Origin of the sequence: Roseomonas fluvialis, from assembly GCF_022846615.1 — a bacterium.
Classification (GTDB): Bacteria; Pseudomonadota; Alphaproteobacteria; order Acetobacterales; family Acetobacteraceae; genus Neoroseomonas; species Neoroseomonas fluvialis.
In genome coordinates this window covers 4,204,805-4,217,681 of record NZ_AP025637.1, presented here as the reverse complement: position 1 = coordinate 4,217,681, position 12,877 = coordinate 4,204,805, and the positions used below count along the sequence as shown (strand labels likewise).

The window sequence follows — 12,877 nt, the reverse complement described above, 5'->3', positions numbered from 1 at the left end:
CTCCGACGGGCGGCGATGCTACCGGCGCGGCGGGGTGGACGGGAAGGGCGCGTCAGCGGAAGTTCAAGACGACGGCGCCCAGGCCCTCGATCGACAGCCGCCAGGTCTCGCCGCCGCGCGGTGGCATCGGCGCGGCGGGGCCCATCAGCGCCACCTGGTCGCCCGCGCGCAGCGGCCGGCCTTCGGCGGCGAGGTCGCGGGCGAGGGTCGCCAGCAGCATCGCCGGCGCCGTCGCGAGGCCAAGCCCGGCCAGGCTGGCCACGATGCTGTGGTCGGCCTGGAGCGTTACGCCGGCGGACAGCGCGGCCGCATCGCGCAGCGGCACCGCCTGGCCCAGCACGCCCAGCCTGACGCCGAGATTGCCAGCGCGCCGCGACGCTTCATCCATCCCGCCCGGCATGGCGGCGTGGTCGAGCAGCACAAGAAACGGCGCGACAGTCGCGACATGGGCCAGCGGGTCGGCTGCGGTCTCGACCCCCTCGCGACCGATGGTCAGCAGCAGCGCGGGGGCGATGGCGGGGCGTGCGGCGTAGGCGGCCTCGATGGTGGCGCCGGAGCGTTCGCGGAAATTCGCGTGGAACAACGCGCCGCGCAGCGCCGGCGCGACCTCGGCGGCGAGCACGATGCCCTCGATGTCGCCCCAGGGCTGCGCGAGCATGCCCACCAGGCGCTGCTGCGCGCAGCCGGTGTCGGTGCCAGGTGACCAGGGCTGCGGCACACGCCGTTCCAGCAGCGCGCGGGCGAAGCGGGCGACCTCCGCCATCTCCGGGCAGGCCGCCTGCGCCGGTGCGGCCGCGGCCATCAGCACAACCGCGGCGGCCGCCAGCCTCACGGCCGGGTCTGGCCCGTCCCGATGACCTGGTAGCGATAGGTGCAGAGCTGTTCGAGCCCGACCGGCCCGCGCGCATGCATCCGCCCGGTGGCGATGCCGATCTCCGCGCCGAAGCCGAATTCGCCGCCGTCGCAGAACTGCGTCGAGGCATTCCACAGGCCGACCGCGGAATCGATGCCGTCGAGGAAGTCGCGCGCGGCGGCTTCGTCCTGCGTGATGATCGCCTCGGTGTGTTCGGATCCGAAGCGGCGGATATGGGCCAGCGCATCCGCCACGCCATCCACCACCTTCACCGACAGGATGGCGTCGAGCCATTCGGTGGCGAAGTCCGTATCGGTCGCGGCGGGCAGGTCCGCCACGATGGCGCGCGCGCGGTCATCGGCACGGAAGTCGCAGCCCAGCGCGCGCAGGTCGGCGACCAGCAGCGGCAGCAGGGCCGGCGCGATGGCGGCGTCGATCAGAAGTGTCTCGGTCGAACCGCAGACGCCGGTGCGGCGCATCTTCGCATTCGCCAGCACGGCACGCGCCATGGCGGGGTCGGCGGCGGCGTGGATGTAGGTGTGGCAAAGCCCCTCGGCATGCGCGAGGACCGGCACGCGGGCTTCCTCCAGCACGCGCGTGACCAGGCCCTTGCCGCCGCGCGGGATGATGAGGTCGATCAGCCCCGCCGCGCGTAGCATGGCACCCACGAAGGCGCGGTCGGCGGTGGGGGCGATCTGCACGGTCGCTTCGGGCAGGCCGGCTGCGCGCAGGCCCTCGACCAGGCAGGCATGGATGGCGGCGGCGGAGCGCGTGCTCTCGCTGCCGCCGCGCAGGATCACGGCATTACCGGATTTCAGGCAGAGCGCGGCGGCATCGGCCGTCACGTTGGGCCGGCTCTCGAAAATCATGCCGATGACGCCGAGCGGCTGGGCCACGCGGCGGAACACCAGGCCATTGGGGCGGGTCCATTCCGCCAGGGTGCGGCCGACGGGGTCGGGCAGGGCGGCGACCTCCTCCAGGCCGACGGCCATCGCCTCGATGCGGGCGGGCGTCAGCGTCAGGCGGTCGCGGAAGGCCGAAGTCAGGCCGGGGGCGGCCTCCACATCCGCGGCATTGGCGGCGAGGATCGCGGCGGCGTTTCGGCGGATCGCGGCAGCGCCCTGAGTCAGCGCCAGGTCCTTCGCCGGCGACGGCGCGCGCGCGATGACCGCAGCGGCCGCGCGGGCGGCGCGGGCGGCGGTGTCGAGCAGGCGGGCGGCGTCCTGGGCGATGGCGTTCACGGCGTGGTGCTCCGATGCCGAGTTCATGTGGCGTGCGCGGCCCCTCGGGAGAAGGACCGCCGCCCCGTCACGGCCGATAGGCCACCCAGCCGCGGAAGGTCAACGCTGCGTAGAACAGGCTGACGTCGACGAAGCCGGCTTCCGCCAGCAACGTGGCGTCCTGTTCGGGCGACAGCGCGGGCAGGTGCTGGCCGATCCCATCGGCGGCGCCCTGCGCGAGCTCGGCCGGGACGCCGGAGGCGGTCGCGAAGGCAGCGAAGCGCGACAGCCAGACGGGCTTCTCGCCCGGCGCCTGCGGGAAGCTGTGATGCGCCACCACCAGCGGCGCGCCGGGCTTCAGCCGCGCGAACAGCGCCGCGAGGGTCTGCGCGCGCGCCTCGGGCGGCAGGAAATGCAGCGTCAGCAGGCAGGTCGCGGCGTCGAAGGGGCCGGGCGGCGCGGTGCCGATGTAGCCCTCGTGCATGTCGACCCGTGCTGCGAGCGGGCCGAGCGTGCGCGCCGCCAGCGCCAGCATCTCGGCCGAGGGATCGACGCCGGCGAAGCGCCAGCCCGGCTGCGCCTCGGCGAAGGCCTTCAGTTCAAGCCCGCCGCCCGCGCCCAGCACCAGGATGCGCGCATCCGGCGCGCAGCGTTCTGCGAGCAGCAGCGCCGTCATGCGATGCAGCGCATCGAGGCCCGGCACCAGGCGCGGCGGCATGTCGGTATAGCGCGCGACGGCCTCCGGATCGGCGAAAGGCGCCCTGGGCGATATCATGGCGCGGCCGCCAGGCGCAGCAATGCGCGCGCATTGCCGCCGGCCACGGCGCGGCGGGCCTCGTCGTCCAGCGGCGCGGCAGCGATGAAGCGCGCGGCGTCGTCCGAGGATTCATACGGGTAGTCGATCGAGAACAGCACGCGCCCATGCCCCATCGCCGCGATGGCGGCCATCAGCGGCACGTTGTCGAACTGGCCCGATGTGGTGACGTAGAAATTCTGCCGCACGTATTCGGATGGCTTGCGCGCGACGCAGCGATTGGTCTCGGTGAAGGCGTAGCGGCTGTCCAGGCGCCACAGCTCGTACGGGATCGCCTCGCCCATGTGGCCGAGGATCAGCTTCGCGCGCGGGAAGCGATCGAATACGCCGGAGACGATCAGCCGCAGCGCATGCGACGTGGTCTCGGTGGTCCATTCCCAGACCGGCTTCTGCAATTCCGGGAAGCCCTCCAGCACGAAGGGCATGCGGTGGGAATCGCCCGGATGCAGGTACAGCGGCACGTCCAGCGCCTGCAGCCGTTCCCAGAAGACGTCGTGGCGCGGGTCATCCAGGTACACACCATTGGTGTGGCCGTTCACCAGCGCGCCCTCGAAGCCGAGCTGGCGCACGCAGCGTTCGAGTTCGTCCGCCGCACCGGCCGGGTCCTGCATGGCCAGGTGCGCGAAGCCGGCATAGCGCGCCGGGCGGCGCGCGATCTGCGCGGCAAGCGCGTCGTTGGCCTCGGCGGCGAGGCGTGTCGCGAGGCGTGCATCGGGTTCGATCTGCACGCCGGGGCCGGAAATCGACAGCACCGCGACATCCACGCCCGCTGCATCCATCGCGGCGATGCGCTGGTCTCCGAAATCCGCAAGGCGCGCGATGATGGCCTCGCGCGCTGCGCGCGGCGTCGGCGGGAAGGCGCGCTCCAGATAGGGCTGCAGCCCCGGCGTGATGACGTGTTCCTCGAGCGCCACCTTCGGGATGGACTGCGCCACGGCCTGTACGGGCAAGGCGGCGGCGGGGGGCGCGGCGATGACGGAGCGGCGGGACAGGCGCATCGGGGCATCCTTGGCGGCGTGCGCGACCCCTCGCACGCCGCGCCGGACGCGTCGACCGCGCTACTCGATGCGTATGCCGCTCTCGCGGATGATCGGCTCCCAGGTCGTGCGCTCGGCCGCGAGCGCCTGGGCCATCTGTTCCGGCGTGGACCAGCGCGGCTCCAGCCCGTTGCGGTTGAGCACCGCCGTCGCCTCGGCATCGTTCAGCGCCACGCGCATCGCGGCATTGATGCGCGCGATCGCAGCGTCGGGCGTGCCGCGCGGCGCCAACACGCCATACCAGGACGGCACGTCGAAGCCCGGCACGCCGGATTCCGCGACGGTCGGCAGCTCGGGCATCAGGCGGGAACGTTCGGCATGCGGCACCGCCAGGGCGCGCAGCTTGCCCTCGCGCACCTGCGCCAGGACGGACGCGGCGGTGGCGAAGGAGAAGTCCACGCGCCCCGCCAGCAGGTCGGTCACCACAAGCCCGCCGCCGCGGTAATGCACGGGCGTCGTCTCGATGCCCGCCATGCGGTCGAACAGCAGCCCCGCCAGGTGCGGCCCGCCGACGATGCCGCTGGTGCCATAGGACAGGCGGCCCGGCGCCGCCTTCGCCGCGGCCACCAGGTCGGCCACGCTGCGCCACGGCCGGTCCATCGGTAGGACCAGGATGTTGAACAGGTCGACGGCGATCGAGATCGGCACCAGGTCGCGCGCCGGGTCGATCGGCAGGCGCACCACCATCGGGCTTACCACCAGCGCGCCGAGGGTCGCGAGCAGCAGCGTGTGGCCATCGGCTGGGCTGCGCGCCACCACTTCCGACGCGATGTTGCTGCCCGCGCCGGGGCGGTTTTCCACGATCACCGGTTGGCCGAGCGCCTCGCCCATCTTGGGCGCGATGGCGCGGGCCGAGATGTCGGTCGCACCGCCGGGCGTGAAGCCCACGACAAGGCGTAGCGGGCGGGTGGGGAAGCCCTCCTGGGCGAAGGCCGGCGCGGCGAGCGGCAGGGCAGCGGCACCAAGCAGCGCGCGGCGGCGGAAGGCGGGTATGGTCATGGCGTTCAATCTCCCGGTGCGATTGTTGCGGGCATCATCGCACGAACCGCGCGGGGCGTCGAAACACTTGGTTTCATCGACGGTCGTGATGGTGACCATCAGCGCCGCCAGGGCTGCGCACCGGGTCGGTGGCGCCATGTGCTGGGGCACGCGGACGGCGCCACTTCCTGCCGCCGCGCAACAGAAGAAAAGGACACCATCACATGACCCATGCGCGCTTCGGCATTGCGGCCGCCGCCCTCGCCTTCGTCGTCGCCGGCTCTGCCGCGCAGGCGAATGAATGGCTGGCGCAGTCGCAGGCCTTCGTCGCCGGCAGCGGCGAGACCGAGAGCGTCGCCTATGTCGGCGAGCGCCCGGCCGGTATCGTGCTGCCGGGTTCGGTCGTAACCGGCAGCGGCAACAACGTGTCCGTCGTGCTGCCCGGAGCCCCCGCCTTCGCGCCGCGCGACTACGTCGCGGTGGTCGAGGGTTCGGGCGAGAACCAGACCGTGCGGCACATCCCGCTGCCGCGCGGCTGACGCAACGTCACAGCAGGACGAGGTCGTCCCGGTGGATGATCTCGTCCCGTCCGCGCCAGCCGAGGATCGCTTCCAGCTCCTCGCTGCGATGACCGGCGATCTGGCGCGCGGCCTCGGCATCATAGGCCGACAGGCCGCGCGCCACCTCGCGCCCGGCTTCGTCGCGGACCGACAGCGGATCACCGCGTTCGAACTGGCCTTCCACCGCACGCACGCCGGCGGGCAGCAGTGATGACCCGCGCGCCAGCGCGCGCGCCGCCCCTGCATCGACCGTGAGCGCGCCGAGTGGCGCCAGGCTGCCTGCGATCCATCGCTTGCGCGCCGTGCGGCCTTCGGGTGCGGCGAGGAACCAGGTGCAGCGTGCGCCATCGAGTAGCGCCGCAAGCGGATTGTCGCGCTTGCCGAGCGCGATCGCCATGGCGCAACCGGCGCCGGTCGCGATGCGCGCGGCGATCAGCTTCGTGCGCATGCCGCCGGAGGAATAGCCGGGCGGGGGTTCGCCGCCCATCGCCATGATCTCGTCGGTGATGCGATCGACCGCGGGGATATGCGCGGCCGCCGGGTCGCGCCGCGGGTCGGCGGTGTACAGGCCGTCGATGTCCGACAGCAGCACCAGCGCGTCGGCGCTGATCATTTCGGCCACGCGCGCCGCCAGGCGGTCGTTGTCGCCGAAGCGGATCTCGGCGGTGGCGACGGTGTCGTTCTCGTTGATGACGGGCACGCAGCCGAGGCCGAGCAGTGTCGCGATGGTGGCGCGCGCGTTCAGGTAGCGGCGGCGGTCCTCGGAATCCTCGAGCGTCAGCAGCAGCTGCGCGGCGTTCATGCCGTGCGCGCTGAGTGCATCCTGCCAGGCGCCGGCCAGGCGGATCTGTCCCACGGCGGCGGCGGCCTGCTTTTCCTCGAGCCGCAGCGTGCGCCGCGTGAGGCCGAGCGCGCGGCGCGCCAACGCGATGGCGCCGGAGGACACCAGCACGACCTCCGCACCGCCCGCGCGGAGGGCTGCGACATCCGCCGCGACCGATGCCAGCCAGGCGGCGCGCGGCGCGGCCGTCGCCTCGTCGACCACCAGGGCGGAGCCGATCTTGACGACGATGCGCTTGGCCTGCGCGAGGGAGGGGGCGGCGGGATCGATCATGGCGGCGGCCTGTAGCATGCGGGACGGGCGGCCTGAAGGCGGGATGGCCGACCGCGTCTTGTCGCTTGCCCCTGACGCGCGGCGCCCTATCGTGCAGCGCAGATCGGCATCACAGGGAGACAGCCCATGGCGGACCTCATCATCGTCGCGTACCCGGACGAAAAGACGGCGGAGGCGGCGCGCGCCAAGCTTATGGAACTTCAGAAGGAGTACCTGATCGAACTGGGCGACGCCGTGATCGCGGAACGCCTGGCCGACGGGTCGGTAAAGCTGCACCAGTTGATCAACACGACCGCGGCCGGTGCGGCCGGCGGCGCAATGTGGGGCACGCTGATCGGCCTGCTGTTCCTGAACCCGTTGCTGGGTGCCGCGGCGGGCGCGGGCGCGGGTGCGCTGAGCGGCTACCTGACCGACGTGGGCATCGACGACAAGTTCATGAAGAGCGCGGCCGAATCCCTGACGCCCGGCCAGGCGGCGCTGTGCGTGCTGGTGCGCAAGGTGACGGCGGACAAGGTGCTGCCGGCCATGGCGCAGTTCGGCGGCACGGTGCTGCGCACGAACATGACGACCGAGCAGGAGCAGAAGCTGCGCGACGCGCTGAAGGTGGGGTAGGCGCGCGGCTGCGACAGATCGGCTGGGCCCATCCGATCGGGATGGGCCCAGTGCCTATTCGGCAGGTCCGGCGCCGACGCTCACCACCCACCCGGCCATCCCATGCCAGGATACGGAGGTGAGCGGCTGGGTCGGGGAACCGGCCGATGCCGGACATCGAGAATGCGCCTGAATGGGCGCAGGCCCAGACGGTCAGTTACGCGGGGGCGCGGGCCGAAAGATCCCGCATCACCGTTCTGAACACATTGCGGTAATCCTCGGCCACCCGCAGGTCCACGCCGTCCTCGAGCGCGTCGCGCGACAGCCCGGGCCAGGCCCCGAAATGGCCGCCCAGCGCGCCGCCACGCCCGAACGCCAGGACCGTGCCGGCACGACCGTGGTCCGTGCCGCCATTGGCATTGGCGCGCACGCGCCGGCCGAATTCGCTCGCGACCAGGACCGACCAGCGCCGCGGCAGGTCGGTCAGGTCGGCATCCAGCGCGGCCAGCCCGCGCGACAGGGTGCGGACCAGGTTCGTCATGCGCCAGGTCTGCCCGTCATGCGTGTCCCAGCCGCCAAGGTCGACCTGCGCCGCAACCAGGCCGGGCAGCAGTTTTGCGGCTTGTGCCACGGTCGCGAGCGATGCGCCGAAGCCCCCGGCCGCGCCGTAATTGGCGCCGCCCGCCGGGCGGTAGGGCAGGATGCGGCTCCCCGCTTCCCGCGGCAGCAGCGCGTGCAGCGCGCGCATGTCGTCGATCGCACCGCGCGCAGCGCGCGAGACCTCGTCCTGCCCACCGGCGTGCAGGGATTCCAGCGCGGCGGCACCGAGCGATCCGCCGGGCAGTGCCAGCCCGCCGGCAAGCGATGGCACGCTCAACGCGCGCGCCAGCCCTGCGAGTTCCGGTGTCAGCCCGCCCTGGGCCGCGATGGCGGCCGGGCCAGGCGCATGGCCCGACAGCGCCGCCGTCCAGGCTGCGAGCCAGCCCTGCGCGGCGCGTGCATCCTGCCGCGACCCGCGACCCCCGGCCATCAGCGCCTGTGCCTCGAAGTGGCTGCGGGTCGCTTCCGGCACGCCGGCGGCGGGCCAAAGCGCCATGCGGCGATCGCGCCAGATCTCCGCGAGGCCGCCGGCCTCGACATGCAGGCGAAAATCGATGGTGGCGGACGCCTCTAGCCGGTGGCCTGCGCCGGCGCCGTCGGCCCGCGTGCGCAACTCCGCCATGCGCATGTCGACGAAGGCGGCGTCGTCGGCCGGCGAGAGAACGTGCAGCGCGTCCATCCCGCCGCGCAGGAACACCAGGATCAGCAGCGGCGGGGCCGTCGCCGGGTCGGCGAAGGCCATGCCGCGCAGCCCGGGCAGCGCGGCGGCGGCGAGGCCAGCCCGCAGCAAGGCGCGGCGTCCGAGGCGGGCGATCATGTCGTCTGGAATCCCGGTGCCAGCAGGGCGATGCCGAGGAGTGCGGCGCCGTCCTGGCGGTTGCGCAGGCGGTCCGGGCGCCGGTCCGCCTGCCAGGCGGCCACCAGGCGCTGGCCGACGGGCCCGGCGGCAGCGCCGAGCAAGGCCTGCGCGACCTCGCGCGCCGCCTCGGCGACCGGCCGCCCGGCCAGCGCCTCCGGCAGCGGGGAGGCGCCGGTGCCCCACCAGTTCTGCGCGACGCCCAGCAGCATGGTCCAGCGCGCGCGCAGCGCGCCGCCGCCGAGGTAATGCGCGCCGTCGAGTGGTTGCCCGTCCGGGGAGGGCCAGCCGAACAGCACTTGGCCGGCGCGCCCCATCTCCGCCAGCAGGGGCGCCTGCGGGGCGATCGGGATGGCGAGCGCGCGCGCGGCCGCGGCGGCGGCATCGAGCGGGCGGCGCACGCGGCCGAGTGTGGGGTCGGTGGCCTCGGGCCCGTCGAGCAGCGCACGCAAGGTGTGGGCGATCTGGTCCGACGACTCGCGATGCCGCAGGAAAGCGGCCTCGGCGCGGGCTGCGGCGGCGGGTGGGGCGCGATCGCCCAGGAAGAAGCGGGCGAGCTTGGCGGCGATATGCCGTGCCGTCGCCGGATGCGTCGCGGCGAGCGCGATGACGCGGCGACCATCGGCCTGCGCCGGCGCGAAGGGCGGCAATTCCTGGCCTAGCACGCGCTTCTGGTAGCCGTCGTGCCAGCGTTCGACATAGGCGAATTCGCCCGCCGTCGGCAGGGTGCGCGCGCCGTCGATGCGCTGGCCCGCGGCGATGGTCCAGCCGGTGAAGGCGCGCGCGGCTTCCCAGACATCGCCGTCGAAGTAGCCGGCCGGGGTTCCGTCGGTGGCGCCGGGGACGTCGCGCCAGGACCGTGCGCCAGGCTGGTAGGCGGACGCGCCCAGCGTGTGGAGTTCGAGCAGTTCGCGCGCGAAATTCTCGTTGGGTGCCCCGGCACGCGAGACGTTGTTGTTGAGGTAGGCGAGCATCGCCGGGCTGCTGGCCACGGCTTCGAGCAGGGCGGCGAAGTTGCCGAAGGCATGGGTGCGGATGCGCGTGTCGTGGTCCGGCAAGCAGACGGCCACCTGGCCGCTGGCCTGCGCCGCGACGTTGAAGTGGTCGTGCCAGAACTCGACCACGCGTTCGCGCAGCTGGTCGGGGGCGAGGACCTTGCGCAGCAGTGTGGCGGCCGCGAGTTCGAGCCGCGGGCGGTCGCGTTCCGGCCACGCGATCGGGCGGCGGTTGTCGGACAAGGCCCAGCGCTGGTCGGGGCGCATGGCCAGCGCCTGCAGCGGGCGGTGTTCGTCCACCATCTGTTCGCCAGGGCCGGCGGCGTAGCGGATCGGCAGCGTCAGCGCGGCGAGGGCCGTGTCGATGGCCGTGCTCGCGGCGGGCAGGGAGAGCTGCGCGTCGATCCAGTCCCGCAGGGGCAGTCGCGCGGTGGCAGGCAGGTCGGCCGGCCGCGGGCCATAGGCGGCACGGTTGAGCAGGCGGCGTGCGGCGTCGTCGCCGAGCATCGACATGCGGACAGGCTAGCGCGTTTTCCGATCAGACGGCACTGGCGCGATCCGCTGGCGGGCCGCCGCCGCGCCACGGGCGCGCCCTGTGTGCCCCGCCAGTATCGTTGATGTGGGGGACGGTGCCGATGCCGACAGGTCGGTGCACGCGCGAGCACCGCCGGCGGGTGGTGCCCCGGCGCTCCGGCGCCGTCAGGCGCTGCGGTGCGCGGCGATGGTGTCGGCCAGGGCGCGCAGGATGGCCGGTACGCCTTCGCCGGTGGCACCGCTGATCACATGCACCGGGTGGCCGCAGGCGCGTTCCAGCGCCTTCACGCGGCTGGCCTTGGCCTGCGCGGTCATGGCATCGAGCTTGTTCAGCGCCACGATCTCGGGCTTTTCGGTCAGGCCGTGGCCGTAGCCTGCCAGTTCCGCGCGGATGGTGCGCCAGGCGCCGGCCGGGTCGGCCTGCGTGCCGTCCACCAGGTGGAGCAGCACCGCGCAGCGTTCGATGTGGCCGAGGAAGCGGTCGCCTAGGCCCGCGCCCTCATGCGCGCCCTCGATGAGGCCGGGGATGTCGGCCAGGACGAATTCCTCGGTGGCGTTGAGGCGCACCACACCGAGTTGCGGATGCAGTGTGGTGAAGGGGTAGTCGGCGATCTTCGGCCGCGCGGCCGATGCCGCGGCAAGGAAGGTGGATTTCCCCGCATTGGGCAGCCCGACCAGGCCAGCATCGGCGATCAGCTTCAGGCGCAGCCAGACCCAGCGTTCCTCGCCCGGCCAGCCCTTGTCGGCGCGGCGCGGGGCGCGATTGGTGCTGGTCTTGAAGTGCGCGTTGCCGTGCCCGCCGTCGCCGCCGCGCGCGAGCACCACGCGCTTGCCCGGCGCATCGAGGTCGGCGAGCAGGGTCTCGCGGTCCTCGGCCAGGATCTGCGTGCCGACCGGCACCTTGAGCACGACGTCGTCGCTGCCCGCGCCGGTGCGGTCGGAGCCTGCGCCGTTGCCGCCCTTGCGCGCCTTGAAGTGCTGCGCGTAGCGGTAGTCGATCAGGGTGTTGAGGCCGTCCACCGCTTCGGCCAGCACGTCGCCGCCCTTGCCGCCATTGCCGCCGTCGGGGCCGCCGAATTCAATGAACTTCTCGCGCCGGAAGGCGATGACGCCGTCACCGCCGTCGCCCGCCTTCAGGTAGACCTTCGCTTCGTCGAGGAACTTCATGGTGCTTGCGGCCTTGCGAAACGAAAACGGGGGCCGTAAGGCCCCCGCGATCGCAGCGCCGTGTGGGCGTGGCTATTCGGCGGCCTGGGCGGTCGGCGTCACGGTGACGTGGACGCGGCCCTCGGCCCGGCGGACGAAGGTGACGCGGCCGTCGACCTTGGCGTGCAGGGAGTGCTGGCGGCCGGCATACACGTTGTCGCCCGGGATCATCTTCGTGCCGCGCTGGGTCACGATGATGGAGCCGGCATTGACGGTCTGCCCGCCGAACAGCTTGACGCCGAGGCGCTTGCCCGCGCTGTCGCGCCCGTTGCGGGACGAGCCGCCTGCCTTTTTGTGAGCCATGGTGTGTGCCCCTTACGCCGCGGTGATGGTGGCGATCTTGAGCACCGTCTGGTGCTGGCGATGCCCGTTCTTGCGCCGGCTGTTCTGGCGGCGGCGCTTCTTGAAGATGAGGACCTTGTCGCCGCGGTTCTGGGCGACGACCTCGGCCGTGACGGACGCGCCAGCGACAGTGGGCGCGCCGATCGTCAGGCCCGCTTCGGTCGCGACGCAGAGCACGTCATTGAAGGTGATGGTGGTGCCCGGCGCGGCGTCCAGCTTTTCGACCGCCAGGGTGGCGTTCGGGGTGACGCGGTACTGCTTGCCGCCGGTGCGGATCACTGCGTAGGTCATGACAGGCCCTGGATGTTTCCCGCTGTCCCTTGGGCCGGAGGCCGGGGACGGGCGGGCAAAAGCGAGAGCGGCGAAGGTTGCGGCCCCGCCGGGAGAGCGGGCGTATAGCGGCGGGGCGGGCGGGGCGTCAACCGGTGAAGCGGCATCCGGGGCGTTGCCAGCGGGGCTCGGCCGGATTATAGCCGCCACCCCGTCGGAGAGGTGCCGGAGCGGTCGAACGGGTCGGTCTCGAAAACCGAAGTACGGGCAACTGTACCGTGGGTTCGAATCCCACCCTCTCCGCCAAAAAGGTAGTGATTTCAGCTCTCTAGACCGCTGGCGTCTGTGGGTCCACAAATGAGTCCACAAGATACCCGGCGGCCACCCTGGCTGCGCCTACATCCTCGCGTGCGCCCAGTGCCCCGGGCTTTACTCGGCCTCGGCATGTGTCGGAGGCGTGATGCGGCGGCTCGGACTGGCAAGTGTCCCTCGGGCAGTCGCAGGGTGCGCGGTCGCGGACCACCACCCGCCAACGAGTTCACTTGACCCGCTAATGGTCGAGTTCCGAAATTCTGAGGGCGTCGGCCGCTGGTGCATTTCGCCGGCATTCGCCGAAACCAACTACCGAGGGTGCCGGGACAGCCTCCTAGCATCGGGCTATCACGAGTAGGGCCTTACTGCGCGCACCAGGTCGAGGATGGGGCATTCTCCGGTAACGTGGCGGCCTGGGCGGTCCTCGGTGGGATAGGCGGAGCGATCAGCGCGGCCCGCATGAATTCGGCGCACGCGGCGCATCGGGCTGCCTGTCAGCAAAGGCAAGATGCTGCGTAGGGGCGTGTCTTCGCCGGGCTTCAACATGCCAGCTTGATGAATCTCGCCCCAAGTCCCGCAGCTTTCGTGACGCGCT

General features: G+C 72.4%; 13 protein-coding genes and 1 tRNA gene. 3 read left to right on the top strand and 11 right to left on the bottom strand.

The genetic code is table 11. The features are described 5' to 3' along the window. Positions 1 to 52: 52 nt before the first annotated feature. The 5 genes from MWM08_RS20190 to MWM08_RS20170 are packed head-to-tail and all read right to left on the bottom strand — an operon-like array spanning position 53 to position 4,923. Positions 53 to 832 carry a hypothetical protein gene (locus tag MWM08_RS20190; protein WP_244408308.1) on the bottom strand — a complete coding sequence of 260 codons (780 nt, stop codon included), beginning with the start codon at positions 830 to 832 and terminating at the stop codon, positions 53 to 55. Next, positions 829 to 2,121, bottom strand: a complete 1,293-nt coding sequence (locus MWM08_RS20185) for a glutamate-5-semialdehyde dehydrogenase (RefSeq protein WP_244408307.1) — start codon at positions 2,119 to 2,121, stop codon at positions 829 to 831. Before MWM08_RS20185 ends, MWM08_RS20190 begins: the two co-directional genes overlap by 4 nt. A 40-nt stretch (positions 2,122 to 2,161) precedes the next feature. Beyond that, positions 2,162 to 2,848: a class I SAM-dependent methyltransferase gene (locus tag MWM08_RS20180; protein WP_244408306.1), complete on the bottom strand. Its 687-nt coding sequence runs from the start codon at positions 2,846 to 2,848 to the stop codon at positions 2,162 to 2,164. Further along, positions 2,845 to 3,885, bottom strand: a complete 1,041-nt coding sequence (locus MWM08_RS20175) for an amidohydrolase family protein (RefSeq protein ID WP_244408305.1) — start codon at positions 3,883 to 3,885, stop codon at positions 2,845 to 2,847. Before MWM08_RS20175 ends, MWM08_RS20180 begins: the two co-directional genes overlap by 4 nt. 60 nt (positions 3,886 to 3,945) lie before the next feature. After that, positions 3,946 to 4,923, bottom strand: coding sequence for a Bug family tripartite tricarboxylate transporter substrate binding protein (locus tag MWM08_RS20170; protein ID WP_244408304.1), 978 nt, complete (start codon positions 4,921 to 4,923; stop codon positions 3,946 to 3,948). A gap of 203 nt (positions 4,924 to 5,126) precedes the next feature. On the opposite strand from MWM08_RS20170, the gene MWM08_RS20165 reads away from it, so the two are divergent. Beyond that, positions 5,127 to 5,441, top strand: coding sequence for a hypothetical protein (locus tag MWM08_RS20165; protein ID WP_244408303.1), 315 nt, complete (start codon positions 5,127 to 5,129; stop codon positions 5,439 to 5,441). 7 nt (positions 5,442 to 5,448) lie between these two features. Here MWM08_RS20165 and proB read toward each other — a convergent pair whose 3' ends face one another. Next, positions 5,449 to 6,576, bottom strand: a complete 1,128-nt coding sequence (gene proB, locus MWM08_RS20160) for a glutamate 5-kinase (RefSeq protein WP_244408302.1) — start codon at positions 6,574 to 6,576, stop codon at positions 5,449 to 5,451. Between the two features lie 126 nt (positions 6,577 to 6,702). On the opposite strand from proB, the gene MWM08_RS20155 reads away from it, so the two are divergent. Then, positions 6,703 to 7,188 carry a DUF1269 domain-containing protein gene (locus MWM08_RS20155; RefSeq protein ID WP_244408301.1) on the top strand — a complete coding sequence of 162 codons (486 nt, stop codon included), beginning with the start codon at positions 6,703 to 6,705 and terminating at the stop codon, positions 7,186 to 7,188. Positions 7,189 to 7,384: 196 nt separating this feature from the next. Here MWM08_RS20155 and MWM08_RS20150 read toward each other — a convergent pair whose 3' ends face one another. The 5 genes from MWM08_RS20150 to rplU all read right to left on the bottom strand — a co-directional run bounded on the left by MWM08_RS20150 (position 7,385) and on the right by rplU (position 11,991). Further along, positions 7,385 to 8,584, bottom strand: coding sequence for a DUF1501 domain-containing protein (locus MWM08_RS20150; RefSeq protein ID WP_244408300.1), 1,200 nt, complete (start codon positions 8,582 to 8,584; stop codon positions 7,385 to 7,387). Beyond that, on the bottom strand, positions 8,581 to 10,131 hold the full coding sequence (locus MWM08_RS20145) for a DUF1800 family protein (RefSeq protein WP_244408299.1): 1,551 nt from the start codon (positions 10,129 to 10,131) through the stop codon (positions 8,581 to 8,583). The genes MWM08_RS20150 and MWM08_RS20145 overlap by 4 nt, the downstream gene beginning before the upstream one ends. Positions 10,132 to 10,317: 186 nt before the next feature. Next, positions 10,318 to 11,319 carry a GTPase ObgE gene (gene obgE / locus MWM08_RS20140; protein WP_244408298.1) on the bottom strand — a complete coding sequence of 334 codons (1,002 nt, stop codon included), beginning with the start codon at positions 11,317 to 11,319 and terminating at the stop codon, positions 10,318 to 10,320. Positions 11,320 to 11,391: 72 nt separating this feature from the next. Then, positions 11,392 to 11,661 (bottom strand): 50S ribosomal protein L27, encoded by a 270-nt coding sequence (gene rpmA / locus MWM08_RS20135; protein WP_244408297.1) that lies wholly within the window; start codon positions 11,659 to 11,661, stop codon positions 11,392 to 11,394. 12 nt (positions 11,662 to 11,673) lie between these two features. Beyond that, positions 11,674 to 11,991 carry a 50S ribosomal protein L21 gene (gene rplU, locus MWM08_RS20130; RefSeq protein WP_244408296.1) on the bottom strand — a complete coding sequence of 106 codons (318 nt, stop codon included), beginning with the start codon at positions 11,989 to 11,991 and terminating at the stop codon, positions 11,674 to 11,676. A 195-nt stretch (positions 11,992 to 12,186) separates the two neighbouring features. Between rplU and MWM08_RS20125 the strand changes: the two genes are divergently transcribed. Further along, positions 12,187 to 12,276, top strand: a tRNA-Ser gene (locus MWM08_RS20125). The last annotated feature ends 601 nt before the right edge of the window (positions 12,277 to 12,877 follow it).

Coding starts and splice junctions, on each gene's coding strand:
- MWM08_RS20175 (WP_244408305.1), bottom strand. CDS start 3,885: ATGCGCCTGTCCCGCCGCTCCGTCATCGCCGCGCCCCCCGCCGCCGCC.
- MWM08_RS20185 (WP_244408307.1), bottom strand. CDS start 2,121: ATGAACTCGGCATCGGAGCACCACGCCGTGAACGCCATCGCCCAGGAC.
- rplU (WP_244408296.1), bottom strand. CDS start 11,991: ATGACCTACGCAGTGATCCGCACCGGCGGCAAGCAGTACCGCGTCACC.
- rpmA (WP_244408297.1), bottom strand. CDS start 11,661: ATGGCTCACAAAAAGGCAGGCGGCTCGTCCCGCAACGGGCGCGACAGC.
- obgE (WP_244408298.1), bottom strand. CDS start 11,319: ATGAAGTTCCTCGACGAAGCGAAGGTCTACCTGAAGGCGGGCGACGGC.
- MWM08_RS20165 (WP_244408303.1), top strand. CDS start 5,127: ATGACCCATGCGCGCTTCGGCATTGCGGCCGCCGCCCTCGCCTTCGTC.
- MWM08_RS20145 (WP_244408299.1), bottom strand. CDS start 10,131: ATGTCGATGCTCGGCGACGACGCCGCACGCCGCCTGCTCAACCGTGCC.
- MWM08_RS20150 (WP_244408300.1), bottom strand. CDS start 8,584: ATGATCGCCCGCCTCGGACGCCGCGCCTTGCTGCGGGCTGGCCTCGCC.
- MWM08_RS20170 (WP_244408304.1), bottom strand. CDS start 4,923: ATGACCATACCCGCCTTCCGCCGCCGCGCGCTGCTTGGTGCCGCTGCC.
- MWM08_RS20155 (WP_244408301.1), top strand. CDS start 6,703: ATGGCGGACCTCATCATCGTCGCGTACCCGGACGAAAAGACGGCGGAG.
- proB (WP_244408302.1), bottom strand. CDS start 6,576: ATGATCGATCCCGCCGCCCCCTCCCTCGCGCAGGCCAAGCGCATCGTC.
- MWM08_RS20180 (WP_244408306.1), bottom strand. CDS start 2,848: ATGATATCGCCCAGGGCGCCTTTCGCCGATCCGGAGGCCGTCGCGCGC.